Origin of the sequence: Nocardia macrotermitis (assembly GCF_009604405.1) — a bacterium.
GTDB lineage: Bacteria > Actinomycetota > Actinomycetes > Mycobacteriales > Mycobacteriaceae > Nocardia > Nocardia macrotermitis.
Genome location: NZ_WEGK01000001.1, coordinates 833,619 through 858,739, shown reverse-complemented (window position 1 = coordinate 858,739; position 25,121 = coordinate 833,619). Strand labels below are relative to the sequence as shown.

Here is a 25,121-nt window from a genome sequence, read left to right as displayed (position 1 = left end):
GATGCCCGCTACAGACTTGGATTCGGACGAACCGGTCCTGTCCGTACTCGGGCAGATCCAGACCTGTCTGTTGCCGTCCCGTCAGGTGCTCGACGCCCCGGCGAGCGTCGAATTGCTCAGTGCGATGAAGTTCGGCAGACCAGTCGTCTCCCGGGAACGTCCTGTATCCCTTGCGATCTCGCCGGACAGGCTCGAAGGTGTCGACTGCAGTCTGGCTCAGTATCGCGCGGACCGGGCCGAGGGTAAGCGAGTGCACGTGATCGGCACCGTAGCCTCGCGGATGGTAGTGATCGGCGGCCGGATCCTGCAGAGCTCGTCGCAGACCACGGTGATTCGCGCGCGCAGATCCGATCGGCGGCTGTGGGCGCACTATCTGAGCAAGCCGGGAACGATCGAGGCGGTGAGTGGGGCCGCGTCCGGCGGTTCGCTGGTGGACGGATATCTGCGGCCGCCCGCCGAGGATCTACTGGATCTAACTTCGATCTGTGGACGCATGTCGAATTTGACCCGGGTGGATTTCAGGCTCGATCAGCGTGTTCCGATTCGCCGCACCGGCACCACGCGGTTGCGTTGGGCTGTCGAGGTGGGGGAACCCTCGAAGTGTCCGCTGTCCTTCTCCTTCCGGCTCGATGACGATACGACACGTTCGGTTCGAATCATATTGCCGCAGCAGCACATTGCCGCAGCACAACGCTTCTGCGAAGATCTCGCAACCCATGATTGGCTGCTGACTGCCGTCGGCAGAGTAGCCGAGAGCTTCCGTGCATTCGAGACCCAGCCGGATGCCGTACTGGACGAATTGTCCCCGGTGCTCGACGAGTTGGTACCGCTGTGGATGCCGGGCGCACACGCCTCGCCGCTGCTGCGGCCGATCTGGGAGGGACTGGAATTCGATCCCGGCTTCAGTCGGCAGTGGACCGCGCGAGTAGGCCAGCTGCGCGACCGGATGACGACCACGACGCTGAAAGCGTTGCAGCACTCCAAGGCTCGACATGCCGGGTCCGGCGGGCTCTAACGGTTTCACCGGTCGATCTCACCGCGCAGATCGGCACGGACTGAGTTGCCGGATCTGCTGAGCGCCCCGAAACTGCGACTCAGGCGAGCTGGTCGAACCGGACGGTCACCGTGACCGCACCCTTCTCATCACGGGAGGCGACCGCGTGCCCGGTCCGGTCGCCCTCCCGCAGATGGATGGTCAGCGGTGCGCCCTCACCGAGGAAGTTGCGCCACCAGCTCTTCTTGTCCGGCATGGCCACACCGATCACGATGTCGTCCCCGTCGCGGCGGTAGGCGATGGGGGTGCGGAAGGTTTTGCCCGACCGGCGGCCGACGTAGCTGATCTCGGCCATGGTGCCGCTCATCCGCTCGCCCAGCACGGGCAGCCGCATCAGGGCGACCATCCCGTTGTTGAATCCTCGAACCAGCCCCTTGAGCAGGCCGTTACCACCAAGGCCGGTGGAGCTCATCGCTGTCCTCCCGAATCGACGGATGATCCAGTGGCCACAGTAGCCGCTGACGCGCGGGATGGCTCTTCCCGGTGTTGCGATCACGGGGAGGGAAATGATGGTCGTCAGGGCGTACTGCGGTCATCGTCGTAGGTATGAGTCGCTTCGCTGTGGGGATCGAACTCGACGGTGCCGGATATCATCCCGCCGCGTGGCGCAGATCGCGGGGCGAGCCCGCCGGGCTGTTGTCCGCGCGGACGTTACAGGCGCGGGTGAGTGCCGCGGAGAACGCCGGATTCACCCTGGCGACCTTCGATGATTCGATACTGCCGCCCGTCGCGGGCCCGGCGGGGCGTATCGACGCACCGACTCGCGCGTCCTTCGTCGCCGCGACGACCAGCACCCTCGGGCTGGTGCCAGCCGTGGCGACCACGTACGCCGAGCCGTTTCATACCGCGTCCGCCCTTGCGACACTGGACTATTCCTCGCGCGGTCGCGCCGGATGGCTGGCCACCGTGGATCCCGGTGCGGCGGCCGCGTGGGGACGGGAACCACGGGTCACCGGGCCCGAAGTGCTTCGCGAGCAGCGGGATTCGATCGAGGTGGCCCGTCGGCTCTGGGACTCCTGGGAGGACGACGCGGTGATCCGGGACTGGCGTAGCGGTCGGTTCCTGGATCGAGATCGGTTGCACTACATAGATTTCGAGGGGGAGACGTTCTCGGTGAAGGGGCCGGCGATCGTGCCGCGGCCGCCGCAGGGACAGGTCGTGGTGTTCGCCGACGTCACGTCGGTATCCGACTCGGGCGCAAGCTCTTTCGGATCGGCCGATGTCGTGCTGGTGACCGGAGTCGATTCCGACGCCGCGATCTCGGCGGCCGAACGGGTGGCAGGGGATGCGCTGGTCTTCATCGATCTCGAAGTCGCCCTGGATACTCCGGATCACCGCGCCGCCGAACGCATTGCTGATCTGGAATCTCATATCGAGCTCGAACCCCCTGGCCGCCTGCACTTCTCGGGCTCACCGGACGATCTGGTGAGTCTGTTGACCCGTTTGTCCCGACACGTCGACGGTGTCCGCCTGCACCCCGCCGTGATCGACGAGGATCTGCCGGTGCTGGCCCGCGCGGTACTTCCGGTGTTGTTCCGCACCGGTGTCGCACACCGTCCCGTCCCCGGTGCGAGTCTGCGAGCCAATCTCGGCCTGACCCGCCCGGCCAACCGATACGCGCAGGAGCAGCTGTGAGTCAGGATCGATTCCCGGACAAGAAGATTCACCTCGGCATCTTCTTCCAGGGCGTCAACCACACGACGATCTGGTCCGATCCGAGCAGCGGTCCGCAGATCGATTTCGAGACCTTCCGGCGCATGGTCACGACCGCCGAACGCGGACTGTTCGACGCCTTCTTCCTCGGCGAGGGTCTGCGGCTGCGCGAACAGGACGGCCGGATCCTGGATCTGGACATCGCCGGACGCCCCGACGCGATCACCCAGCTCGCCGCGCTGGCCGGGATCACCCGCCACATCGGTCTGGTGGCGACCCAGAACATCACCTACAACGAGCCCGCCGATCTGGCCCGCAAACTGGCCGGACTGGATCTGCTCTCGGGTGGACGCGCCGGATGGAACGCCGTCACCACCGACAACGCCTGGACGGGCGCGAATTTCCGGCGCGGCGGATTCGCCGATCACGCGCTGCGCTACGAGCGCGCCGGTGAATTCCTCACTCTCGCAAGGCAGATCTGGGATTCCTGGTCCGACGACGCGATCGCCCTGTCGGCACACGGCTCCACCTGGCTCGCACCTGATTCGGTGCGGCCGGTACAAGCCGACAGCGACCACTTCCGCGTATCGATCACCCCGACCCTTCCACGCAGCCCGCAGGAACATCCGGTGATCTTCCAGGCCGGTGATTCTCCGGCGGGCCGGGATTTCGCCGCCGCGCACGCGGAGGTCATCTTCTCCAGGCACGGAACGGATTTCGACGAAGCCTCGGAGTTCGCCGACGACATCCGGGCCCGGTTGCGTGCGGCCGGACGTCCCGAGGACGACATCAGGATCCTGCCCGGAACCCAGATCGTATTGGCGGAGCAGGAATCCGAGGTCGAGGACAAGGTGCGCTGGGTGCTGGAGAACCAGATCACCGGCCCGACGGCGTTGTCCTTGGTCGGCCAGGTCTGGGGGATCGATCTGTCCGACCGCGATCCCGACGGCCCGCTGCCCGCGGAAGATCCCGCGCCGTCACCGATTTCGGGCACCCGCGGCGCCCAGCGTGACGGCCAGGACCGGATCGAGATCGCCCACGCCTGGCGCGCGCTGGCCGAGGCGAAGCACCTCACCCTGCGTCAGGTCGCCGTGGAAACCTCACACCGCTCCGGCTTCGCGGGCACCCCCGGCCGGGTCGCCGACGAACTCACCCGCTGGGTCCGTCGAGGGGCGAGTGACGGATTCAACATCTCGCCCTATCTGGTGCCGACCGGTCTGGACGACATCGTCGACCTGCTGATACCCGAACTGCAGGAACGCAATTCGTATCGCACCGAATACACCGGCAGCACCCTGCGTGAACATCTCGGACTGCGGCCGCCGCTCACCCGGCGGGGATGAGCGCCGACACGGTTATCGGAGAGCGGCGCAGTGGTAATGACAACCGTCCGGTTCGGGAAATTGTCCGAATCACGTGGTCCACTCCGGGTTTTCCAGGCACACTCTAGGTAGCGATCTATAGCGGTGACCGGATGCGGGGGCATGGGCGAGTGCGAAGATTCAACCGTAGGGTGCGACCGAACCTGCTTGCGCACACAGCCGTTGGACGCCGACGAGGGTGCGGCGGTCGGGTACGTGACGACCGATCGAGTCGTCGGCCCGGTCTCGTCAGCATGCGGACCGCGGTCGGCCGCGGCGCGGGAGTGATGTCATGAGAATCCGCCCGCGACAACAACTTCTGGACCTGTGGCGTTCGGTACTCGCTTACTGTTATCGCGAGGGCGAGGACGGCAAGAAAGAGTGGGTGTGGGGCGGGCGCGACGGTTCCAACTCGATCAGTGACGCCGAACAACTGCTCTGCCTGCTGTATCCGGCTACCACCCTGGACACCTTCGGAGTGGACAGGCCCGACAACGTGGCAACCGATGTGGCGACTGCACTCGCCCCGCTGGGCACCGATACCCGGATCGGCAGTTTTCTGGTCGATCGCATCGAGGAATATCTGGCCAGGCACTCCGACGCGGAGAACGACAACGAGCCGGTCTTTGCCATGGGCAGTTATCTGCGGGCCTTCGAGGACTACACGCCCACCGACAAAGCGCAATCGATCGAGATCGTCGATTCGTATTCGATGTCACTGAGTCTGTGTATCGCGGCGCTGCGTTTCGTCAGGGGGTATGAGCAGTCGATGTCCGGGCTGCTGCGGGACGAGGCCAAGGCGCAGTTCCAGGACCGGATGACGGCGGTGCGGCAGCAGCTCGGCAGGCGGCTGACCGCGGCGATGACGGGACTGGTGCGCAGTTTTGTCATTCACATCACCGAGCCGGAATCACCTGCGGGACAGGCGATCCTGGGTATGGTGAATCAGTCCGACGTCCCTGACGCGGAGATCGTGCGGTCGTTGTCGGCCCGGCTGGGACGGCTGCGTGTACGGGCGGCGAACGAGATGAAACTCGCCCCGCACGAGATGCGCGAGATCGCCAACGACCGAAGATTGTTCGAATGCGGCTGGGGCTGGGGCGTCGTACGTGATTCTGAGAAACTGAAAGATGTCGGCGGCGGGCATGTGGCCATCGCTGAGGGCCACGCCGAACCACGTCCCTACCTCTACTTCACGATGGTCGCGCTGGATGGTGTGCTGGATCTGTATTCACAGCGGACCATCGAGTTGGATCTGCTCGACGCCACCCAACTCGAACTCGCCAACGAACTGCAATTGCGGATGGAACTCGCGCAGCAGTACTGGTCCACCGTGGCGCGCTTCGTCAACGAGAAGTGGCCGCTCGAGGACATACCGTGGCGCACCTCCGATGGTGAGGAATCGGACTACTACAGCCTCGTCGTCACCGCGATCCTGATCCAGGATCTGGTCCGCCGCGACAGCACGGACGATCTGGAGCGGACGGTCGGGGTACTCGATCAGCTCGCTCGCCGTGGGCGAATCACCAGCCGGCCGACCGTGGAGGACCAGGCCGCGCGGCTGCATTTCCCGGGTGTCCGGCTGCGTCTGGCGGGCAGTGAGGATATCGACGGCGGTCAGCAATTGGCCTGGTACGTACCGGATTTCGCGACACTGCTGCTGAAGCGGACCATGCAGGCCGCGAGCGTCGCGGTGGAAGTGTCCGTGCGCGATCAGCTGATAGGGCTGGCCGAGACCACGATGGACCATATCGACAAGCGGGCCATGCAGGGCGGACCCGCGGCCGGTCTCTGGGACGACAGCGGACCGGTGCTGGGCCTACCTTCGCCGCTGCCGACCGATAAGCCGTCCTGGTTCCTCACCGAGCGCGTGATGGAATTCCTGGTCGGCGCCTACGACACGTTCCGGCGTCCGCCGCCCGCGCCGCAGCCGATGATCAACCGTGCCCAGGAATTGCTGCGCGAGGCCGATGACCTCCTCAACCAGGAACGTCTCGAGGTGAGTGAGGACGACCAGTCGGCCAAGCGCGCCGAACTGGACCGGATCGAACAGTCCCTCGACCGGGCACGGCAGCTGTGGCGGCTGCGTCCAGGTACGGCGTTCAGCCTCGCGGTGGGTGCGCTGGAACAGCTCGACGAGCTGGCCAACGCCCGCGAGGACGCGATCCGGATTCGGTGAGGGCGGCACAGTGCTGGTGTTCTCGACCTCCGACAAGGGTGGCACGGGACGGTCGGTGACGAGCTGCAATCTCGCCTACCGGCTGGGGTTGTCCGGCCGCACCGTAGCCTATGTGGACTTCGACTTCGGCTCGCCGACCGCGGGAGCGTTGTTCGAGATCAGCGGGGTGGAACGGGGTGTGCAGCACAACGGGGTGCACTCGTACCTGCTCGGCGAACACGATGCGGTGACCCGGGTCGACGTAGCCGCGACCACCGATCGACGGGGACTGCGGCGCGGACCCCGCCTGAGCCGGCTCGTGCTGTTGCCCGGTGATGAGGGCGGGGCGGAATTCCTCAGCCGTGACGAGGCCATCGTGGATCGCTGCGCCCGGCTGTTGCTCGAGCTGGAGCAGGAGTTCAAGGTCGTCATCGTCGATCTGAGCGCGGGACGTTCGGCGGCGCTGGAAGTGGCACTGCAGGCAACCGCGATCGCGTCGTTCGCCTCTCTCGAGGTGCGCTGGCTGGTGTTTCATCGCTGGACCCGTCAGCACATCATCGCGGCATCCGGTCTGGTGCACGGTAAGCACGGACTGCTCGAAATGGGTGCGGCGTACGGGCACAATCCCGATGAGCTGCTCGAATCCGTACGTTATGTGCGTACCGCGGTGTCCGGTAAGGAAACCCGCAACTCGCACCAGTTCCCCGCACAGTCCGCCTGGCTGGACGAGCAGGACAGGGCATTGCGGCAGCTCGCCAACGACAAGCAACTGGGTCTGACCGTCGTACTCGGCCAGACTCCGATGGAGCCGGTCCTGCAATGGCGTGAGCAGATCATTCTCGACGCGGATGTGAACGCCCATATCGCCAATTCGGAGACCGGGAAGGCATACGCCGATCTGGCTGAACGGCTGATCGAGCCGGCAACCTGGAGAAGGCTGTGATCGTGTGGTCGATGGGTACACCGAGGCTACCGAGCAGCCGAAGATCGCGCGGGTTCCGTTCTCGCACTTGTCGATCGAGGTCGGGCACTTCCAACTGAAGATGATCGCCGACAGACCGGACGAACTGCGTGAGGAGTTCCGCCGCATCAAACCTCTGGTGGACGCGTTCACCGAGTCGGCACGCATCCAGTACGGGCCGGACGCTCGGGTCAGTACCTGCTACCTGGTCGATGACTACTTCCAAGGCGACGACGTCCGCGGCCCGGATCAGGCACAGGACTCGGATTCTCCGGAGCCACAACCGGATTCGGATCCGCTGGAGCACGACTCGACGAGAAGCACGGATCACAATCCACGCAGGATCCTGTCCCGGTTGCTGACTGCCGCCGAGGAATGCGGGCTGACGATCGATTATCTGGCCCGTGAATCGGCGTGTGCGCAAACCCCGGAATATGTCGACGGTATCCGGCTGGACGAGCCGATTCCCTTGGCGGACATCGTCGCCGCCTGCATCGTTCCCGAACCGGCCATCGACGATACCGGGGGACGGCCGCCCACCGCGGAGTCCGGTTGGCTGTGCAACGGTCGGCGTTCCTCGCTGTCCGAGCCCGCCCAGGCCATGCGGACGCGAGCCTATCGGCCACCCCAGGTGTACAGCGCCACCAATCACGCGATCTTCATCGACATCGAGATGTGGAGCAAGTCGTCGGATGGGCAGACCAGCTGGTCGTGTCCGTTCCTGGCGGCGATCTGGCATCTGTTGCGCCTGGGCATGCTGGGGTATCACGGTGCGGCCGTTGTGGATCCGCAACCGCACGTCGCGCCGTGGCCGGACCGCTGGCAGGATCTGCCCGCGATCGTCCGGCTGAACCCCGAGGCCGAGCCGTTCGCGGCATACAAGACCCTGTCGATGCTGCCCAGGCGTTACATCGAGATCGAGCACGCGGTCCGGGTGATTCTCGATCACCTGGATCTGGACGAGAACGTCTTCGCCCAGGTCGTCGCCGCGGCGGCGACGGAGAAGATCGAGGTGTCGGCGAAGGTCGGGGAACGACTCTCGCATCTGCTGCTGGACGGATCGTGAGATGCCCTCGGCAGCACCACTGGTCGTCCTGGGTGAGGTGAAGACCTGCCTACTACCCTCGTCGACCGCCTTGCCCCGGGCTCAGGCACGAGAGCTGCTCGCGCTGATGCCCGGCCGCGACGTGTCCTGGCGTGAACGCCCCGGTTCCCTCGCGACCTCACCCACGATGGCGGTTGGCGTGGACTGTCGGGTGCGCATGGATTTCCCTGAGGCGGAACAACGTTCGACGCGCATCGTCGGTACGGTGGCGGCCCGGGCGGCGCTGCTCGGCGGTCGGATCCTGCAGTCCTCGGCGTATACCCGGATCGTGCGAGGGGAGGATCGACGTCGCCAGACGTGGTCGCATTACCTCAGCCGCAAGGGCATCAGCGAGGAGATCGAACTCTTCGCGCCCGATCGTGCGGCCGTCGCGGCGGCCATGGTCGAGGGCTATCACGGGGACCCGGCCGCGGCCGGTATCGGCAACGTGCTGGATCTGAATTCTGCCAGCGGCAGGTTGCTGGGCCGGATCCGCACCGATCCGAGCCTGGACCAGTCGCCTCCTGTTCAGGTCGGCACCACCCGCCTGCGCTGGAGCGCGATCGTCGGCGGTTCGGCCGGACCCGACGTGCGGCTCCACGTGGACGACGAGACTGTCCGCTCGGTGCGCGTGATCGTGCGCCAGGAAGCCGATCTCGATGCGGTGCAACGGTTCTGCGAGGATCTCGCCGCGCACGACTGGCTGCTCACCGTGGTCGCCGACGCGCTGGATCAGGCCGATCACTTCGATCCGGTCAGCGCGGACCGGCTCGATATTCTCGAACCGCTGGTGCGGCACTTCAGCGGAGTCTGGATGCCGGGGGCGCACACCCCGAAGGAACTACGCACGCTGTGGCGGGACTTGCAGGCCGAACCGGGCTTCACCCGGCAGTGGGCCACACTGCGCGAACGGCTTCGAGACGAAGTCGCCGTCGCCACGCTACATGCGTTGCGACACAAGGACACCGGCTGGTGAGCACGACAGCCCACGGGCAACCTCACCCGGTTCGCGGCCCCAGGCTTCGCGCCTGCTCGATCGCATCGTCCACCATCACCAACGTCGGCCGCACCGATTCCAACAGTGCCGCACCCGCCGGAGTGAGGCGCACCGAACGGGTCGTCCGTTCGAAAAGCCGTACTCCCACATCGCGTTCGAGCTGTTGGATGATCCGGCTCAGTGCCTGCTGCGAGATGTACAGGCCGCGAGCGGCCGCCGAGTAGTTCAGCTTCTCGGCGACGGCCACGAAGTATCGCAGATGTTTCAGCTCCACACCCATATCGAGTCCGTGTAACGCGCGGAGGGATTCGGCTATTTCCGGGGAAGGTGTCGAAACGGGATCGATGCGGCCGGACCTGGGGTGTCGTGTGAATTCGCCTGTGACGGCGCACGATCGGCGCGTCGGGGCGGTGGTGAGATCTTCGGAGCTGGGGTGCGCGCGGGCGGGTATGCGCTTAAAGTGTTTGGTGCGCAAGGGGTTTATCGGAGCGGTCGCGGGGGAACAGGCTGCGGCATTCGTCACCACGCGACCGCCGTCGACGTGTTCGGCTCGGCCTCAGGCGTGATCGAACTCGTGGTTGAACACACCGTCGTGGAAGGCGTCGAGTTCATCCTGATCGAAGACGAGTTCGACTTCGGTGTGTGCCGCATCCGACGACGTTGTCGTGATGCGGAAGATGTACATGCCGTCGGTGCGCCGGGTGACGTTCAGCGGTGAGCGGCCGCTGTCCCCGGCGCGCACGGCGGCCTGGAAATCGTCGAACTGGGTATCGGTGAGCAGGAGCAGTTCACTGTTCGGCAGCATCGTCGCCGGGGTGGTGGCGGCGGTGCTGCGCTTGTCGTCCCAGACGGCCGTCCAACCCTGCTTGCGGGCGACGCGCACACAGTTCTGATTCGGCGAGCTGCGTGCGGCCTTGCGGAATTCACCCACGGTGAACGTAGGTAGCAGCGTCATCGGTGTCCCTTTCTACGGAGTAAAAACGCAGATACGCGGGACCGGGCGTCCCACGTATCTACCAGGTGTATCTAACCCTTGTAACCAACCGCGGCGAAATTACACGGCCGCGCCGGATCCTCGAGGTCGACCGGCTGCTCGGGACGCCAGTCCGGGGCGTACACGATGCCGGGTTCGACCAGTTCGAAGCCGTCGTAGAAGGTGGCGAACTCGGCCCGGCTGCGCATGGTCGTCGGATCGGAGGTCTCGCGATACAACTCGGCCAGGGCGACCATCCGGGCGATGAGTTCCTCGGGTGCGTCGGTCATCGACGCGTGACTCATGCCCACATGGCTGCCCGCCGGCAGGGCGTCGCGGAGCCGGGCCATCACCTCGTTCGGCTTCGCGCTGTCCGGGACGAACGGCCAGACGCTGACGATCAGCAGACCGATCGGCTCGTCGAAGTTCAACAGCCGCTTGGTCTCCGGATGATCCAGGATCAGATCCGGATAGCGCAGATCCGCCTCGACGATCGCGGTGGTGTCCAGCGCGTCCTGTTCGCTCAGCAACTCGTGCGAGCGATTGACCGCCTCCAGATCGTTGTCGACGTAGACCACCCGGATCTCCGGGTCGAGCGTCCGCGCGACCTCGTGCGTGTTGCCGACCGTGGGCAGGCCCGAGCCGATGTCCAGGAACTGCCGAATGCCCTGGGACACCATGAATTTCGTGGCGCGCTGCAGGAATTCGCGATTATGGTGGGCGCCCACGTCGGCATAGGGGACGACCTGGAACACCCGCTCGCCGAACACCCGGTCCACATCGAACACGGCCTCACCGGACAGGTAGTAGTGGTACATGCGCGCTGCGGACGGGCGGGTCGCATCGATCTCGCGCGGTTCGTAATCCTCGGAACTCATCGCACTGCCTCACTCGTGGTCACCCCGGTGACCGGGGGACGGGTCTGCGGATACATCTGCTTTCTCCTGGTCGGACGGTCGGATCCGCGGCACGGCCGGATCCGGTGGAAGGGTCGAATCTCGTTGGGACGTCGAATTGTTCGCCGACGGGGTGGTCCGGCGAACTCGTGGTGGTGGATCGGTGCCTACGGGGTGTTGAACGTCTTGCGGCGGAACGAGCGTGCGACGTGTTCGATGAACTGGCGCGAGTCCTCGGCGCTGAGCGCGGCGGCGGACAGCCGCGCCCACACCGCCTCGCGGGCGGTGACGGCCGGTTTGTCGTCGATGTACCGGATATCGCCTTGGGATTCGACGATCGCCATGTCCAGATCGCCGGCCGCGCCGGGGGAGGCCACCCGGATCAGGGTGAACCTGTCCTCGGCGCCCGCGCCCCGGGTGGTGACGGTGAAGGGCAGCACCTGGATCAGGATGTTGGCCCGTTTCGACAGTGCCAGTAGATGTTCCAGCTGTTCGACCATGACCGTGCGGCCGCCGTATTCGCGGCGCAGACAGGATTCGGACAGGATCGCGTGGAACTCCGGCGGCCGCTGGGCCACCAGGATCTCCTGGCGGGCGAGTCTGGCCTGCACCGATTCCTCCACGGTGACCGTGTCGGGATCCGGATCGGGCGTGCCCTCGGGTTCGTGCAGCGCGCGAATGTAGGACTCGCACTGGAGAAGTCCGGGCATGATCTCGGCCTCGGCCACCCGCAACTGCCCGGCGTGCGCTTCCAGATCCACCAGCAGCCGCAGATCCTCGACGTAGGCGCGGCGGTACCCGGTATTCCAGAAGCCGCGCCGATGATTGTCCCGCCGAAGCTCTTTCAGCGATTCGAGGTAGGTTCGATCGGTGAAGCCGAGCTCGGTGGCCAGGCGTTCGAGGTCGCCGACCGTGATCGAACCCGTGCCGACGATCAGCATCGCGATGCGGCTCTGACTGGTCTCGATGATCTTGGCGGCTTCGCTCTGACTGACCCCGGCGGTGCTGAGCATGTGCTCGATCTCGCGGCCCAGCAGCAGTTTTCGTGCCGTGCGTAAACGTGTCCCCATGGCGCGTATCGGCGCTACCGGTGGAGCGCCTGAAACTCCTTCCGCGGCAACCGCTCCCGAAGCCGATCGCGCCCTAGCGGTCGCCTTCGGGTGATAATCACGCTAACATCTATCACGTTCAGATTATCATGTTTTCGGTATCACGGATGGCCTTGGCGGCCACCGGGATACGCCTCGGCGGAGGGTGAGTCGGATGACGACGATCACGCAATTGCGTTCGGCGCCTTGTCAATTCGGCGATGGTCGGGTCTGTGGTGACCATCTCGGTGAACTGACCGATCCCATCGCGCGCCGGATCCTCGGCGTCGAACACGCGCCCACGTGCGTCCGCTGGCTCGATGCCGTGGCGTACCTCTCCGCAGGTCTGGACGACGATTGACATGGATATCTCACTGTGGCCCGCAGGGTGGCCCCACGAGGCCCCGGAGGGGCCCTTGACCGTCGGTGAGGCGCATCTGACCATGCAGCGCCATCGTGGCTGCCTACGCGAGGAGTGCCCGCGCAAGGGCGCCGCGTACCGCACGCTCGTGGAGGCCGGACGGATTCGGCCGGACTCCGGACGCGCGCACTGAGCATCGGGTTCGCTCCCACGAACATCGAATCGAATTCGCCCGCAACATGATCGGGACCCGATCCGGGATTCGGATCGGGTCCCGCGCGCGTCCGGGTACCGGACCCGGCCCCGCGTCAGCTCCCGTAGGTCCGCGCGACCAGCGCCGAACGCAGGTACCACAGCCCACTGGCCTGCGTCGGATCGAAACCGGTGAGCTGACCGATCCGCTTGAGCCGGTAGTCGACCGTATTGGTGTGCACGTGCAACAGCCGCGCGGTGCGCTGACGGTTGAGGTTGTGCGCGATATGGGTTTGCAGCGTGTCGAGCAGTTCGGCGTGCTCGTCCAGCGGATCCAGCAGCGACCCGAGATATTCGCGGCCCGGCCCCGGACGGGTCAGCTGGTACTCCAGCGCCAGATCGTCGAAGCGGTACAGCCCCGGCACCGATTGCAGCCGCTGCACCATGTCCAGCAGTTGATGCGCCTGATCGGCCGCGGTCGGGATCTCCGCGGACGCGGTGGTGACGACCGCGGCGGTGACCGGCACCCGCGCGGCGTGCGAGAGCCGCCCGACCAGCTTCTCCAGCCCCTCGTCGTCGAACTGCTCGGCCGGGATCAACAGCGTGCCCCCGTCCACCGACAGCAGCGACAACAGCGATTCACCGCAGCGCAGCGCCAGTTCGGCCTGCACGCGCCGAAGTTTGCGCCGCGCCACCACCTTCGAGTCCAGCATCGGGCTGGCCTCCTCGGGATGCGGCGGAATCGCCACCGCGATGACGCGATACCGCTCGGCGATCTCGATCCCGCATTCGCGGGCCATCGTCGAGGTCGGATGTCCGCCCAGCAGCGCCGAGGTGAGCGTGTGCACCGCGGTGTGATGTTCGCTCACCACCGCCTTGAGCTCGCGCACATAGGCGACCGAGACCGCGGTGGTCATGGTGTCGAGCATCTCCACCACGCGCTTGGCCCCGTCGACGAGGTTCTCGTAGTCGGCGGTGTTCAGCGTGAGCATGGGCTCGCTCCCGGCGTCGCCGCCCCGGTCCGCGCCGAGCGACTGATGCCGCACCGCCGCGCCCGTGACCAGGTCCAGGCCGATCTTGAAACCCTCGTGGATGGCGTGATGGATGGTGTTGATGGGTACGCCCTCGCGGGCCCACTGCCCGGCGGCGTCCTCGAGCCGCTCGGTCTTGGCGCGCACGTCCTTGCCGTCCAGCATGCTGACGGCCAGCTCCAGACAGGTGCGCGTGATGGTGGTGACGTCGCCGTAGATCGCGTCGCCGGGTAATGTCCCGCACGGTGCCACGTTCTCGACGAAGTGGCCCACCATCTGACGCGATAGCGCCCAGACGTCCTTGAGCGGAAGCGACATCGGTCGCCCCGACATGGTCAGGCCCGGCCGGTCCGGAGTGGTGACAGACATTGGCGAACTCCCTTCCACCCCCGCGTTACTGCCCTGCCATGTCACCGTAATTGTTTCGAGATCCCGCAGGGCCGGTTTCCTGCACCGTCGTGATGTTTGGGAATGTGGTACCGGACGTTCATAGTGACTGATCACAATACCGGCCGGTAGTCGGGGAGTTCGGCCATGCGTCCCGGCCGACCGTGGTGACCTGCGCCGCAATCCCGCCGTTCGCGGAACTCCCGTGGGTAGCCCGCCCGTTGCCTGTGGGGTGCCACGCCGCTGTGGCGATGGTGCCGCACTCTGTTCGGGAACACGGTGAGGCGGCGGTATGAACGTTCACATCCGCGGGACGATCGGGCTACGCCTGGTCACGGTACTACGGTTCGCCGCGGCGGTCCTGACGTTCGCGGCCGTGCCGATACTCGCCCCGGTGTCCGCGAGTGCCGTGCGGGCCCCCGCCGCCGACGGTTCGCGCCTCGATCACCCCGACGGTTCGCACCTCGATCACACGGTGCGGATCGACGATCGGCGCAGCAGGCTCTACGTCTACTCCGCGGCGATGCGCCGGGTGATCGCGCTGGACTTCATCCGCGCCGCCGACACCGGCGCCCCGCGCCCGACGCTGTATCTGCTCGACGGCGCGGAGGACGGTATCGGCTGGGACGGCACCGAGACCTCCTGGGAGACCAAGACCGATCTGATCCCGTTCACCGCGGACAAGAACGTCAACGTCGTCACCGTGCTCGACGGCCGGTACTCGTACTACACCGATTGGCAGAGCGACGATCCGGTGCTCGGGCGCAACCGGTGGACCACCTTCCTGACCCGCGAGCTGCCGCCGATCATCGATGCCGCGTACGACACGTCGGGGCGCAATGCCATTGCGGGCGTGTCGATGTCGGCCACCTCGGCGCTGGCGCTGGCCGAGTCCGCGCCCGGACTCTACGCGGCGGTGGGATCGTTCAGCGGCTGCGCGCAGACCGGCGCGGATCCGGGACGACGCTATGTGCAGGCCGTGGTCGCCTCCGGCGGCGGCAATCCGTGGAACATGTGGGGTCCGGACGGTTCGCCCGCCTGGACAGCAAACGATCCCTCCACCGACGCGAACCTGCGCGCGCTGCGCGGGGTGGACCTGTACCTGAGCGCGGGTACGGGTGGTCCGGATGCGGCCGGGGTGACCCCGCCCGCGGGCGGAATGCTGGAGTCGGTGGTGGCGACCTGCACCCGCAAGCTACAGGCGTCGACCACCCGGTTGGGTATACCGGCAACCTTCCAGTACGTACCCGGCGGGCAGCACTCCTGGCCATACTGGCAGCAGTCGCTGCACGCGGCGTGGCCCGGATTCGCGCGGGCACTGGGCATCTGACGCACCGCCACACGCGTATCGCGGGTTGGCGGGATACAAACGGTTCGGGTGCCGCCACGGTGTAATACCGTGCACCGTGGTCGAATTCGAGCTACCGGCCAGCACTCTCGGCCGGGCGTCGACCTCGATCGACTCGAAAAGGCCGGAGCTGCCCGGACATCCAGCGCACCGTCGGTCGAAATGCGGTGCCGCGGATGGGATTATCGCGGATCGCTGAACCCGATCCCGGCCGTGATGTCCACACTGTGCAACACCCAGCGATTCGGCCCCGCCGCCTTGGCCCGGTACAAGCCCGCATCGGCGGCGTCGAGGAGTTTTTCCGCGTCCGCTCCGGATACCGGTGTCACCACCGCGCCGATACAGGCCGAAATGGTGAGCCGACGTTCGTCGACCGCAATCGGTTCGTCCAGTGCGGCCAGTAACGCCTCCGCGACCGAGCCGACCCGCGCCGCATCGCACGGCGGTGGCAGCAGGGCCACGAATTCGTCGCCGCCGACCCGCGCCAGGATCGCATCACCGATTCGTTCGGCCAATCGCGTCGCCACTGCGGTGAGCAGCCGATCGCCCACGCCGTGACCGTAGGTGTCGTTGACGGTTTTGAATCCGTCCAGATCCATGAAGCCCAGCCCGATCCGATCATCGGGATCGGCGTCGGCGATTATCCGCGACAATGTTTCGACCAGCTGCCGCCGATTGGCCAGCCCGGTCAGTGGATCGTGCCGTGCCTGCCGGTGCAATTCGGCTTGTAGCGCCCGGCGCTGGGTGGTGTCCTCGCCGACGACCAGGAGATAGGCCGCGCGACCCGCGGTCGCCGGTACCAGCGTGACCGCCCAGGACACCCAACCGGCGGTGTGGTCGGCGCGCAGATAGCGCACCTCCAACCGCACCGTGCCGGATCCGGTGGTGACGAGTTCGTCGAAGACGCGCGATCGCACCTGATCGTGATCGGCGGGGTGGACCAGCTCCCAGACCGGCATTCCGCGCAGCTCGGACAGGGGATGGCCGAGCATGGTGGCCAGCGCCGGATTCGCGTCCAGGACCCGGCCGGTGGTATCGCCGATGCCGATCGCGATCGCGGCATTGTCGAATACCACGCGGAATCGGGCCTCGGCGGCCATCCGGGCATCGGCCATGGCCGCGTGCAACATCTCCTGATCCCGCGCGCGGACGGCGAGTAATTCCTCGGTGTAGCCGCGCGCCATATCGCTCAGACCCGGAATCAATCGGTCCTGATACGGGGCGATCAGTTCGGCCAGCCGGGCCAGTTCGCGCGCGGAACGCGAGAGCACCCGCGGATCGGTCAGATTCGCGCGCACCAAGGCCGCACCGACCTCGGCGACCACTCGGGAATCGAAATAATCGCTGGTGAGCGCGCCGATCAAGCGATCGAGCAGAGCTGCGAGCAGCAGTTCGAGTTCGCGGTGCGACATCGGCACGAAACCGGTATCGACGACCGCGTCACGCCACTGGCGGGCGAGTTCCGCGATGCGGTGATCTCCTGTCAAACCCACCCCCGCTCGATCCGACGCTGCGACTTGCGGGAACGGCGTGTGCCGAACCGGAATCCCAGGTTACCGGAAACCACTGTGCCCCGGCGGTCGGGCGACCGCCGGGGCACAGGAGAAACACCGAACCGGGACTACTTGTCGGCTTTGTGATAAGCCTCGACGATCTCGGAGGAAATACGCCCGCGAGCCGACACGTTGTAGCCGTGTTTCTTGGCCCATTCCCTGATGGCGACGGTTTGCTCGCGATCCGCGGCCGACTTCGAGCGGGTGTTGCCACTCGCCTTCAGCCGTCCGACCTTGCGGGCCTTATCCGTCCAGGGCTCGAGCGAACCCCGCAGCTTACCGGCATTCAACGTGGACAGATCGATTTCGTAGGCCACACCATCGATCGAGAACTGTACGGTCTCATCCGCTTTGGACTTCCCGTCGTAATCGTCGATGAGTGTGACGGTGACCTTCTTGGCCATCACTGAGCCCTTTCGCACGGACACGGATCAACTCGGATTGCATATACCGTACCGCATTACCGGGGAATGCAGCGAATCCAGCGCTATTCGGCGCGTTTGCGGTGCCGGAATGCGGCTAAAGGTATTGAACAATCCCAGGGGTTGGAATTGTCCGGGCTGCGAGCATTCGGATATGTGAAACCTGTGAGCCCTCACCATCGCGACACCGCCGGCCGGTGTGGATGCCCAATGTTCGCCAATGCTCCCGGATGGAACCATCGCGGTGGTATCCGCGCATGCGGGATATTTGCCGAATGCGGTATTCGAGGTGTTCGGGAGGGTTTGCGGGGGCTATCCGCCGATCTGCTGGACGATCTTGATCACCACCAGCACGACCGCCAGGGCCAGATATCCGCGCAGCGCGATCATGCCCGCCGTCCGCACCGGCGAGAAGTTCGGCCGGGTCAGCGTTTCCAGTGCCGGGGTGCGCCACAGGTCCCGGTCCGCGGCCAGGATCGCGCGACGCTCCCGGCGCGAGCGCGGTGTCGCCTCCAGTTCCTCGACCTGATCGGGGTCCAGACCGCCCAGTTCCGCCGCGGTTTGCTCGGTGCCCCGACGCACACCGCGCTGCCGGGTGACGGTCAGGGCGATCCCGCCGAGCAGCCCGATCGCGGCGCCCACGCCGAATCCCAGTTCGAGGGTCGCGGTGGACAGATGCGGGAAGAACGTCGCCGCGGTCAGCGCCAGCGACAGCAGGACCAGCGCCCACACGATGACCCCCGCGACGATGTTCTGCCGGGTGGTGTTGACCCACGGCCCGAGGACCGCCCGGTCGTTGCACAGCAGCACCAGGAATACCGTCGCCGAGGGCAGCAGCACACCGGCCAGCGCCTGCACACCCTGCGTCAACAGGCCCAGCACGTGGTCGGGGCTGAACGAGACCGCCGCGGCCGCGGCCAGCAGCAGGGCGTATCCGGCGTAGAAGGCCGGCGCCTCGCTCATCTTCCAGTGCAGCGAGTGTCGCTTGCCCAGCGTGTCACCCAGGGTGTACGTGGTCGCCAGGCCGACGGCGTTCGCGCCGATCAGCGACGCGTCCAGCAGCAGGATCGCGAAGATCGCGCCGACCGTCGTGCCCAGGTGCGCGGACAGGCCGTGCGCGACGGTCCCGGCGTCGGCGAACGCGCCCCGCTCGGCCGGGCCCAGCCCGAACGCGGCCGTCGCCATGATCGCGACCGCGCCGATCATCACCACCACGATCCCGACCCACAGATCCACCCGCTCGTAGCGGATCCAGCGCGGGGTGATGCGCTTGTCGACGATGTTGGACTGCTGGAAGAACAGCTGCCACGGCGCGACGGTGGTGCCGACGATGGCGACGATGATCAGCAGCAGCGTCGAGTCGAGCCCGCCCGGGAACGACGGGAGCAGGCCGCCGACCGTCGCCGAGACGCTCGGATGCACCAGGAAGGCCAGTGGGAACATCAGGATGTTGATCGCGATGAGCGTGAACACCAGCCGCTCCCAGCGCCGGAACGACCCGCCCGCCACGACCGCGAACAGCAGTACCGCCGCCACCGGCACCGACACCCACTTGGGCAGCCCGAAATACCCGAGAGCCATTGAGACGCCGATGAATTCGGTGACGATGGTCAGCGCGTTCACGATGAACAGATCCCCGACGCTGAACGCGCCCCAGAATCGGCCGAAACGCGCGAAGATCAGCCGCGCGTGGCCGACCCCGGCCACCGCGCCCAGTCGCACCACCATCTCCTGGTTGACGTACAGCACCGGAATCAGCAGCACCAGCGTCCACATCAGGGCCATGCCGTAGTTCTGCCCGGCCTGCGCGTAGGTGGCGATGCCTCCGGCGTCGTTGTCGCCGACCATCACGATCAGGCCGGGGCCGAGTACGGCGAGCAGCATCCGCAAGCGTTGTCCACGGCTGCGGCCCTGGTCGGTGTCGTGTTGACGGATCGTGCCCAGCGCGCCGACGATATCGCCGACGTGCGCGCTGTCGAGTACGGCGGTGGTGGCGTCGGTCGAGACCGGCACGGTGGCGATGCGGCGGGGCGTGCCGTTGGAGAAGAAGGCCATGGCCGTTCCCTCCCTTTCTGGAATGCGGTGCGGTACTGCGGATTTCGTGGCCTCGGCGACGATGGCGGGCGACGCGGACGGGATGTGGTTCCCGGTGGCAGGGCGATGAACGCTCGTGTCCCTGGCGGCTACGAGTCGTGGTGGTGTATCTGATTGCGGGACAGGAACTTTCGCCCCACACGGCTGGGCCTATCCGCGCCTGGTGTGGCCGCCCAGAGACGCCGTGACGACTGCCAGCGGGGTGTGCGCGAGGCGTAGGTTGTGTTGTTCGGAGGGAGTGAGGGTGTAGCGCGCCCGGATGCGGCGAGTCAGGTCACCGAGCACGGCACGTGGGGTGGCGCGACGCGGGAAGATGGTGTGGGTCATGACGTGCTCCTTGCGGAAAGTCTACTGCCACAACGGGATTCGCGGAGACCTGGACGCAACGGAAACGGCGTCGAACCATCCGTGCGGAAGGTTCTCGGGGATGCCGATGGTTGATTCGCGTGTGTCGATCAGGCCGCGGAGTGGTTGCGGCAGTGTGGGAACGAACCGGGTTGTCGAACCGGACTCGGATACGGGCTGTCGCCGGATTGCATTTCGTCCCTCACCTCCTTGCCGCCGGGACGTACGCGCACGTCGTTGCTTCGAGCATCGGCACCACGACGAAAGGGGAGAACCCGGCCCGAAAGAGCGAGGTACGCACCCCTCTCGTCAGAGCTTCGGCACTGCACGACGTATCCCGATCGGGAAGCCACTTCGGATCACCCCTTAATCCGGGAAGATCTGTCCTAACCCTGGGCGTCTCTCGACGTCGTCGGATCAGTGGCCTGTGTTCGTACAGGAGCCTCGCCTAGCGAGGTGCTGACCCGAAAATACTCGACTCTTCGATGCGAGAAGTCAAGTCCGCCACGATCGGTCCGCTCGAATCTCGCGAAAGATACTGTCCGGCAACAGTTTCAGTGCGGACACCGGTCGGTCGGCCAATCGGCTCGATGGCGGAGCGGGGGTGTCGTGGTCGAGATTCGACCCACGGAATCGAAGGTCTTGCATACATAGCGATGTGTGCATAATATCGGCGGAAGGAAGATCGTTCACATCGGAAGGAGACGGGGATGGCGGCTGCGCACGCGGGGCATGCGCACGACCATGCGCACAGTCATGTACACGCGAATTCCGAGAGCGATCGGCGCTGGCTCGCCGGGGCGCTGGTGGTGATCGCGGTGTTCATGCTCGCCGAGGTCTTCGTCGGTATTGCCGCGGGTTCGCTGGCGCTGCTGTCCGATGCCGCGCACATGCTCACCGACGCCGCCTCCATCGCGCTGGCACTCTGGGCGATCCGGCTGGCCGCGCGCCCGGCCGCGGGTCGGATGACCTTCGGGTGGAAACGGGTCGAGATCCTCTCGGCCCAGGCCAACGGGATCACGCTGCTACTGCTGTCGGTGTGGCTGGCCTACGAGGCCATCCGCCGCCTGATCGATCCGCCGGAGGTGACCGGCGGCCTCGTACTCGGCACGGCACTGGTCGGTGTCGTGGTGAATCTCCTTGCCACCTGGATGATTTCGCGAGCCAACCGGACCAGCCTCAATGTCGAGGGCGCCTACCAGCACATCCTGACCGATCTGTTCGCCTTCATCGCGACCGCGATCGCCGGTGTGATCATCGTGCTGACCGGATTCGTCCGCGCCGACGCGATCGCGACCCTGGTGGTCGTCGTGCTGATGCTGCGGGCCGGTTTCGGCCTGGTGCGCGCATCGTGCCGGATCTTCCTCGAGGCCGCGCCGGACGACCTCGATCCGACCGAGATCGGGCAGGCGATGGCCGCGCGCGACGGCGTGGTCGAGGTGCACGATCTGCACATCTGGGAGATAACCTCGGGTTCGCCGGCGCTGTCCGCACATGTACTCGTCGAGGCCGGACGGGATTGTCACGCGGTGCGCGAGGATCTGGCGCACTGGCTCGATCACGAACATCACATCGCACACGCCACCTTGCAGGTCGAGCACGCCCATCCGGAGTTGATCGCGCTGGGCACCCCGCCCGAACCGGAGTGCGCGGAGATCCACGGACAGTCGCATTCGAGCCCGAAGGCAGTGCGTCACTGACCTTTTCGGTGCCGCGGTGCGCTGTGGCACCGCGAGCGCATTCGACCGGTTCGCGATCGGGCATCGATACTCGGCCGCCGGTGCGCGAGGCCCGGCCGCCCTCGTCGAGCGGGCGATCCGCGCCGGAGCATACTGGCTGCCGTGGGATGGATCGAAACGCCGCTGACCATGCAGTCCGCATTCGAATCCTGGCGCTGGGACACCTCGACGGTCGTACTGACCGCCGCGCTCGGGGCCGGATACTGGGCCGTGCGCGCCCGTGCGAAACGCCGCGGCGCGGTGATTCCGGGCGGGCGGCTGGCGGCCTTCGGACTGATGGGCCTGGGTATCTGGTTGCTCAGCGGGATCAGCCTGGTCGGCGTGTATTCCGACACGCTGATGTGGGTGCGGGCATTGCAGACGCTGCTGCTGCTGTACGTGGTGCCGTTCGGGTTGGCCAGCGGACGCCCGTTCACGGTGCTGCGGGCGGCGCTCGGCCCGGTCGGACAGGCCCGGCTCGACCGGATCCTGGCCTCGACCATCGCCCGCGCGGTGACCTTTCCGCTGGCACCCTCGCTGGCGATGCTCGCGGTGCCCTGGCTGCTGTTCCTGAGTCCCTGGTACGAGATCGTGCTGCGGCACGGCGCGGCGGACGCGATGACCCGGGTCGTGCTGGTGCTCATCGGATTCGTGTACTTCTACTCGCGCTTGCAGACCGATCCGGTGCCGCACCGCTATTCGCAGGGACTGTCGCTGCTGATCACGATCTTCGAATCACTCGCCGACGGCATCCTGGGCATCGTGCTGTGGTGGGGGCCGCTGGTCGCGCTGGACTACTACACCGAGGTCGGGCGGACCTGGGGGCCGGATCTGCGGATGGATCAGACCGTCGCCGCGGGCATCATCTGGGTGCTCGGCGATGTGCTGGGGCTGCCGTATCTGCTGGCCTTGATGCGGGCGTGGGCCTCGGACGAACGGCGTAGGGCCGCGGAGGTGGATGCCGAACTCGATGCGGAGGACGCCGCCGCGCCGCCCGCGCGCAGGCAGAAATTCAGTCGAGCCTCGGATACTTCTGATGGTTCGGGTATCGCTGACGCCGCGGTCGCAGCCGGGGCGGCGCCCGTGCAGAGCGGGCTGTGGTGGGAGAACGATCCGCAGTTGCGGCAGCGCTTCGGGCGCTGAGAACCCTCCGGACCGCTGCGCCGAGACACGAACCCGCCGTACCACCGAGGTGGTACGGCGGGCGCGTATGCCGGATCTCAGATCTTGCGGATCACCGTGACGACCTTGCCCAGGATCTGCGCGTCGTTACCCGGGATCGGCTCGAAATGCGGGTTGTGCGGCATCAGCCAGACGTCCTTACCGCTGCGCTTGAACGTCTTGACGGTGGCCTCGCCCTCGATCATCGCCGCGACGATATCGCCGTTGTCCGCGACATTCTGTTGACGCACGACGACCCAGTCGCCGTCGCAGATCGCCGCGTCGACCATCGACTCACCGACGACCTTCAACAGGAACAGCGAACCCTCGCCGACCAGCTCGCGGGGGAGGGGGAACACATCCTCGACCGCCTGCTCGGCCAGGATCGGACCACCGGCGGCGATCCGGCCCAGCACCGGGACGTAGGTGGGGGTCGGCTGATCGCCGGATTCGGTGTCGCTCGACACCGCGTGCAGGGCGGTCACACCGGTGACCGCGCGCATCGCGGTCTCGTCCAGCCCTCGCACGTCCACCGCGCGCGGCCGGTTCGGATCGCGGCGCAGATAGCCCTTGCGCTCGAGGGCGCGCAGCTGATGGGCCACCGAGGAGGTCGAGGTGAGGCCGACCGCGTCACCGATCTCGCGGATGCTCGGCGGATAACCGCGCTCGGAGACCGAGGAGCGGATGACCTCGAGTACCTTGCGCTGCCGGGCGGTGAGATCCGTTCCATTGCCGGGTGTTTCGACGCTCTCGTCGCCGGCGGCGGGGTCGGCCGGGGCGTCGCGGTGCTGGGCATTGCGCTCGTTCACGACCGCACCTCACCGCTGCTCGATCGGGCCTGCGCGGTGTCCGCGATTGCCTCGCTGCGCTCACTCACGGTCGTGGTCCTCCCGTTCATGGGTGTGCTTCGTCCTCCTCGGGTCGTGCGCCGACGCTGAGCCATCGTGTCGGCCTGATCCGCTCCAACCGGCCCGCGCCGGATCGCGTGCCACGAATGTAGTCCGGTCTCGGCCAGGTTTCAAACATCTGTTCGACGTATGTCGCCGATGGTCGTGACTTTGTCGGTGTCGCGTGGTAGAAATCGAACATCAGTTCTTCGAACGCATGATCGAAAACCGGAAATCGATCCTGCACACCGCCCCCGGAGGTCTGTCCGATGCGCACCACGATCAGCGAAACAGATGTCACCGCAAGAGATTCGGGGTACGACGCCGCGCTGCCCGGCCACCGTCCGCGAGCGGTCGCGCCGGTCCGCCGGAGTACCCGCGCCGGGCGTCCGCGCGCGGCGCGACCGCCCTCGGGCGTCATGCGGTACGACCGCCCGCGGGTCCGGTTCGCCGAGACGCCGCATCCGCAGGATCGGGTCGAGCAGGCGCGGATCGGTTTCGCGACATTGGCGGTGGCCGCGCTGCTCAGCGCGTTGGCGGTGGGCGGTCTGCTCGGGGTCGCCCAGCTGCGCGCGGGCGCGGTTCCCGCTCCGACCACCACGGTCGTGCAGGTGCGCGAGGGGGAGCCGCTGGCCGAGGTCGCCGCGCGGGTCGCACCCGGAGTTCCGGTGGCGCAGACGGTCGATCGGATCGTGCGGCTCAACGCGCTCCAGGACGCACAGGTCGCCGCGGGCGGGACGCTGATCGTGCCCACATCCGGGCGGTAACGCGTCGTGGACGGTGGTGGCGTCGACGCCGCATCCCGTTCCTGGCAGCCCGACAGGTATCCTCGACAATGCTGTGGAGATACAGCATGGCTATGGACGCTTGCAGGCATCGACGAAGGAACTCGGATGCATTGCCCATACTGTCGGCACCCGGACTCCCGGGTCGTCGACTCGCGTGAGGCGGAGGAAGGCACCGCCATCAGGCGTCGTCGTGCCTGCCCGCAATGTGGGCGGCGGTTCACCACGGTGGAGAACGCCATCCTATCGGTGGTCAAGCGCAGTGGTGTCACCGAGCCGTTCAGCCGGGAGAAGGTGATTCGCGGCGTCCGGCGCGCCTGCCAGGGCCGCGAGGTCGACGACGACGCGCTCAACCTGCTCGCCCAGAAGGTCGAGGATGCGGTGCGCGCCACGGGATCTCCCGAGGTGCCCAGCCACGAGGTCGGCCTGGCCATCCTGGGCCCGCTGCGCGATCTCGACGAGGTGGCCTACCTACGTTTCGCCTCGGTCTACCGATCCTTCAGTTCCGCCGACGATTTCGAGCAGGAGATCGCCGACCTACGCCGCCGCCGGGCCGAACAGGCCCTCGACGGACAACCGGTTCCCGCAGGTAAGGACTGAGGTTCGTTCCCG

The 25,121-nt window shown here is 66.6% G+C and carries 25 protein-coding genes and 1 riboswitch; of the genes, 14 read left to right on the top strand and 11 right to left on the bottom strand.

Annotation, left to right across the window (positions count from 1 at the left end; genetic code table 11):
- Position 1: 1 nt before the first annotated feature.
- Positions 2–1,015 carry an SCO2521 family protein gene (locus NRB20_RS03680; protein WP_153407671.1) on the top strand — a complete coding sequence of 338 codons (1,014 nt, stop codon included), beginning with the start codon at positions 2–4 and terminating at the stop codon, positions 1,013–1,015.
- A 79-nt stretch (positions 1,016–1,094) separates the two neighbouring features.
- On the opposite strand, the gene NRB20_RS03675 is transcribed toward NRB20_RS03680, so the two are convergent.
- Complete coding sequence (locus NRB20_RS03675; protein ID WP_227833121.1) at positions 1,095–1,466, bottom strand: PNPOx family protein; 372 nt, start codon at positions 1,464–1,466, stop codon at positions 1,095–1,097.
- 134 nt (positions 1,467–1,600) lie between these two features.
- On the opposite strand from NRB20_RS03675, the gene NRB20_RS03670 reads away from it, so the two are divergent.
- The 6 genes from NRB20_RS03670 to NRB20_RS03645 all read left to right on the top strand — a co-directional run bounded on the left by NRB20_RS03670 (position 1,601) and on the right by NRB20_RS03645 (position 9,247).
- The gene (locus tag NRB20_RS03670; RefSeq protein WP_153407670.1) at positions 1,601–2,689 is read left to right on the top strand and encodes an LLM class flavin-dependent oxidoreductase; all 1,089 of its coding nucleotides are present in this window, start codon (positions 1,601–1,603) and stop codon (positions 2,687–2,689) included.
- On the top strand, positions 2,686–4,050 hold the full coding sequence (locus tag NRB20_RS03665) for an NtaA/DmoA family FMN-dependent monooxygenase (RefSeq protein WP_319944409.1): 1,365 nt from the start codon (positions 2,686–2,688) through the stop codon (positions 4,048–4,050). Before NRB20_RS03670 ends, NRB20_RS03665 begins: the two co-directional genes overlap by 4 nt.
- A gap of 310 nt (positions 4,051–4,360) precedes the next feature.
- Positions 4,361–6,247: an SCO2524 family protein gene (locus NRB20_RS03660; RefSeq protein ID WP_153407669.1), complete on the top strand. Its 1,887-nt coding sequence runs from the start codon at positions 4,361–4,363 to the stop codon at positions 6,245–6,247.
- A gap of 10 nt (positions 6,248–6,257) precedes the next feature.
- A complete protein-coding gene (locus tag NRB20_RS03655; protein ID WP_319944408.1) occupies positions 6,258–7,169 on the top strand; it encodes an SCO2523 family variant P-loop protein in 912 nt (303 codons plus the stop codon).
- 4 nt (positions 7,170–7,173) lie between these two features.
- Entirely contained in the window at positions 7,174–8,253 is a 1,080-nt protein-coding gene (locus NRB20_RS03650) for an SCO2522 family protein (protein ID WP_194289705.1), read from the top strand.
- 1 nt (position 8,254) lies between these two features.
- A complete protein-coding gene (locus NRB20_RS03645; RefSeq protein ID WP_153407668.1) occupies positions 8,255–9,247 on the top strand; it encodes an SCO2521 family protein in 993 nt (330 codons plus the stop codon).
- A gap of 22 nt (positions 9,248–9,269) precedes the next feature.
- Here the strand turns inward: NRB20_RS03645 and NRB20_RS03640 are convergent, their stop codons facing one another.
- The 4 genes from NRB20_RS03640 to NRB20_RS03625 all read right to left on the bottom strand — a co-directional run bounded on the left by NRB20_RS03640 (position 9,270) and on the right by NRB20_RS03625 (position 12,207).
- Complete coding sequence (locus tag NRB20_RS03640; RefSeq protein ID WP_153407667.1) at positions 9,270–9,548, bottom strand: LysR family transcriptional regulator; 279 nt, start codon at positions 9,546–9,548, stop codon at positions 9,270–9,272.
- A 276-nt stretch (positions 9,549–9,824) separates the two neighbouring features.
- The gene (locus tag NRB20_RS03635) at positions 9,825–10,223 is read right to left on the bottom strand and encodes a hypothetical protein (RefSeq protein ID WP_153407666.1); all 399 of its coding nucleotides are present in this window, start codon (positions 10,221–10,223) and stop codon (positions 9,825–9,827) included.
- A gap of 71 nt (positions 10,224–10,294) precedes the next feature.
- Positions 10,295–11,119 carry an SAM-dependent methyltransferase gene (locus NRB20_RS03630; RefSeq protein WP_153407665.1) on the bottom strand — a complete coding sequence of 275 codons (825 nt, stop codon included), beginning with the start codon at positions 11,117–11,119 and terminating at the stop codon, positions 10,295–10,297.
- A 185-nt stretch (positions 11,120–11,304) separates the two neighbouring features.
- Positions 11,305–12,207, bottom strand: a complete 903-nt coding sequence (locus tag NRB20_RS03625; protein WP_153407664.1) for a helix-turn-helix domain-containing protein — start codon at positions 12,205–12,207, stop codon at positions 11,305–11,307.
- 193 nt (positions 12,208–12,400) lie between these two features.
- Here NRB20_RS03625 and NRB20_RS03620 point away from each other — a divergent pair, with 193 nt between their 5' ends.
- Together NRB20_RS03620 and NRB20_RS03615 are read left to right on the top strand one after the other, a co-directional pair.
- Positions 12,401–12,586, top strand: coding sequence for a hypothetical protein (locus NRB20_RS03620; RefSeq protein ID WP_153407663.1), 186 nt, complete (start codon positions 12,401–12,403; stop codon positions 12,584–12,586).
- Between the two features lies 1 nt (position 12,587).
- Entirely contained in the window at positions 12,588–12,779 is a 192-nt protein-coding gene (locus NRB20_RS03615) for a hypothetical protein (RefSeq protein ID WP_153407662.1), read from the top strand.
- A gap of 115 nt (positions 12,780–12,894) precedes the next feature.
- Here the strand turns inward: NRB20_RS03615 and NRB20_RS03610 are convergent, their stop codons facing one another.
- Entirely contained in the window at positions 12,895–14,178 is a 1,284-nt protein-coding gene (locus NRB20_RS03610) for a PucR family transcriptional regulator (RefSeq protein ID WP_153407661.1), read from the bottom strand.
- Between the two features lie 310 nt (positions 14,179–14,488).
- Here NRB20_RS03610 and NRB20_RS03605 point away from each other — a divergent pair, with 310 nt between their 5' ends.
- Positions 14,489–15,526, top strand: a complete 1,038-nt coding sequence (locus NRB20_RS03605) for an alpha/beta hydrolase (protein ID WP_153407660.1) — start codon at positions 14,489–14,491, stop codon at positions 15,524–15,526.
- Positions 15,527–15,726: 200 nt separating this feature from the next.
- On the opposite strand, the gene NRB20_RS03600 is transcribed toward NRB20_RS03605, so the two are convergent.
- The 4 genes from NRB20_RS03600 to NRB20_RS37465 form a co-directional block, all read right to left on the bottom strand.
- On the bottom strand, positions 15,727–17,037 hold the full coding sequence (locus NRB20_RS03600) for a diguanylate cyclase domain-containing protein (RefSeq protein ID WP_153407659.1): 1,311 nt from the start codon (positions 17,035–17,037) through the stop codon (positions 15,727–15,729).
- 128 nt (positions 17,038–17,165) lie between these two features.
- Positions 17,166–17,501 (bottom strand): histone-like nucleoid-structuring protein Lsr2, encoded by a 336-nt coding sequence (locus NRB20_RS03595; RefSeq protein WP_153407658.1) that lies wholly within the window; start codon positions 17,499–17,501, stop codon positions 17,166–17,168.
- A 330-nt stretch (positions 17,502–17,831) separates the two neighbouring features.
- A complete protein-coding gene (locus NRB20_RS03590; protein WP_153407657.1) occupies positions 17,832–19,574 on the bottom strand; it encodes an NRAMP family divalent metal transporter in 1,743 nt (580 codons plus the stop codon).
- A 189-nt stretch (positions 19,575–19,763) separates the two neighbouring features.
- Positions 19,764–19,940 carry a hypothetical protein gene (locus tag NRB20_RS37465; protein ID WP_194289704.1) on the bottom strand — a complete coding sequence of 59 codons (177 nt, stop codon included), beginning with the start codon at positions 19,938–19,940 and terminating at the stop codon, positions 19,764–19,766.
- Between the two features lie 312 nt (positions 19,941–20,252).
- Positions 20,253–20,421, bottom strand: a riboswitch (M-box (ykoK) riboswitch).
- A 247-nt stretch (positions 20,422–20,668) separates the two neighbouring features.
- Between NRB20_RS37465 and NRB20_RS03585 the strand changes: the two genes are divergently transcribed.
- Positions 20,669–21,658, top strand: a complete 990-nt coding sequence (locus tag NRB20_RS03585; RefSeq protein ID WP_153407656.1) for a cation diffusion facilitator family transporter — start codon at positions 20,669–20,671, stop codon at positions 21,656–21,658.
- 168 nt (positions 21,659–21,826) lie between these two features.
- Positions 21,827–22,819 carry a cytochrome c oxidase assembly protein gene (locus NRB20_RS03580; RefSeq protein ID WP_153407863.1) on the top strand — a complete coding sequence of 331 codons (993 nt, stop codon included), beginning with the start codon at positions 21,827–21,829 and terminating at the stop codon, positions 22,817–22,819.
- A gap of 77 nt (positions 22,820–22,896) precedes the next feature.
- On the opposite strand, the gene lexA is transcribed toward NRB20_RS03580, so the two are convergent.
- The gene (lexA, locus tag NRB20_RS03575) at positions 22,897–23,646 is read right to left on the bottom strand and encodes a transcriptional repressor LexA (RefSeq protein WP_319944407.1); all 750 of its coding nucleotides are present in this window, start codon (positions 23,644–23,646) and stop codon (positions 22,897–22,899) included.
- A gap of 347 nt (positions 23,647–23,993) precedes the next feature.
- On the opposite strand from lexA, the gene NRB20_RS03570 reads away from it, so the two are divergent.
- Together NRB20_RS03570 and nrdR are read left to right on the top strand one after the other, a co-directional pair.
- Entirely contained in the window at positions 23,994–24,491 is a 498-nt protein-coding gene (locus NRB20_RS03570; RefSeq protein WP_153407655.1) for a LysM peptidoglycan-binding domain-containing protein, read from the top strand.
- A 126-nt stretch (positions 24,492–24,617) separates the two neighbouring features.
- A complete protein-coding gene (gene nrdR / locus NRB20_RS03565) occupies positions 24,618–25,109 on the top strand; it encodes a transcriptional regulator NrdR (RefSeq protein ID WP_153407654.1) in 492 nt (163 codons plus the stop codon).
- Positions 25,110–25,121 lie beyond the last annotated feature (12 nt).

Coding starts and splice junctions, on each gene's coding strand:
- NRB20_RS03680 (WP_153407671.1), top strand. CDS start 2: ATGCCCGCTACAGACTTGGATTCGGACGAACCGGTCCTGTCCGTACTC.
- NRB20_RS03675 (WP_227833121.1), bottom strand. CDS start 1,466: ATGAGCTCCACCGGCCTTGGTGGTAACGGCCTGCTCAAGGGGCTGGTT.
- NRB20_RS03670 (WP_153407670.1), top strand. CDS start 1,601: ATGAGTCGCTTCGCTGTGGGGATCGAACTCGACGGTGCCGGATATCAT.
- NRB20_RS03660 (WP_153407669.1), top strand. CDS start 4,361: ATGAGAATCCGCCCGCGACAACAACTTCTGGACCTGTGGCGTTCGGTA.
- NRB20_RS03645 (WP_153407668.1), top strand. CDS start 8,255: ATGCCCTCGGCAGCACCACTGGTCGTCCTGGGTGAGGTGAAGACCTGC.
- NRB20_RS03640 (WP_153407667.1), bottom strand. CDS start 9,548: ATGGGTGTGGAGCTGAAACATCTGCGATACTTCGTGGCCGTCGCCGAG.
- NRB20_RS03635 (WP_153407666.1), bottom strand. CDS start 10,223: ATGACGCTGCTACCTACGTTCACCGTGGGTGAATTCCGCAAGGCCGCA.
- NRB20_RS03630 (WP_153407665.1), bottom strand. CDS start 11,119: ATGAGTTCCGAGGATTACGAACCGCGCGAGATCGATGCGACCCGCCCG.
- NRB20_RS03625 (WP_153407664.1), bottom strand. CDS start 12,207: ATGGGGACACGTTTACGCACGGCACGAAAACTGCTGCTGGGCCGCGAG.
- NRB20_RS03620 (WP_153407663.1), top strand. CDS start 12,401: ATGACGACGATCACGCAATTGCGTTCGGCGCCTTGTCAATTCGGCGAT.
- NRB20_RS03615 (WP_153407662.1), top strand. CDS start 12,588: ATGGATATCTCACTGTGGCCCGCAGGGTGGCCCCACGAGGCCCCGGAG.
- NRB20_RS03610 (WP_153407661.1), bottom strand. CDS start 14,178: ATGTCTGTCACCACTCCGGACCGGCCGGGCCTGACCATGTCGGGGCGA.
- NRB20_RS03605 (WP_153407660.1), top strand. CDS start 14,489: ATGAACGTTCACATCCGCGGGACGATCGGGCTACGCCTGGTCACGGTA.
- NRB20_RS03595 (WP_153407658.1), bottom strand. CDS start 17,501: ATGGCCAAGAAGGTCACCGTCACACTCATCGACGATTACGACGGGAAG.
- NRB20_RS03590 (WP_153407657.1), bottom strand. CDS start 19,574: ATGGCCTTCTTCTCCAACGGCACGCCCCGCCGCATCGCCACCGTGCCG.
- NRB20_RS37465 (WP_194289704.1), bottom strand. CDS start 19,940: ATGACCCACACCATCTTCCCGCGTCGCGCCACCCCACGTGCCGTGCTC.
- NRB20_RS03585 (WP_153407656.1), top strand. CDS start 20,669: ATGGCGGCTGCGCACGCGGGGCATGCGCACGACCATGCGCACAGTCAT.
- NRB20_RS03580 (WP_153407863.1), top strand. CDS start 21,827: ATGCAGTCCGCATTCGAATCCTGGCGCTGGGACACCTCGACGGTCGTA.
- NRB20_RS03570 (WP_153407655.1), top strand. CDS start 23,994: ATGCGCACCACGATCAGCGAAACAGATGTCACCGCAAGAGATTCGGGG.
- nrdR (WP_153407654.1), top strand. CDS start 24,618: ATGCATTGCCCATACTGTCGGCACCCGGACTCCCGGGTCGTCGACTCG.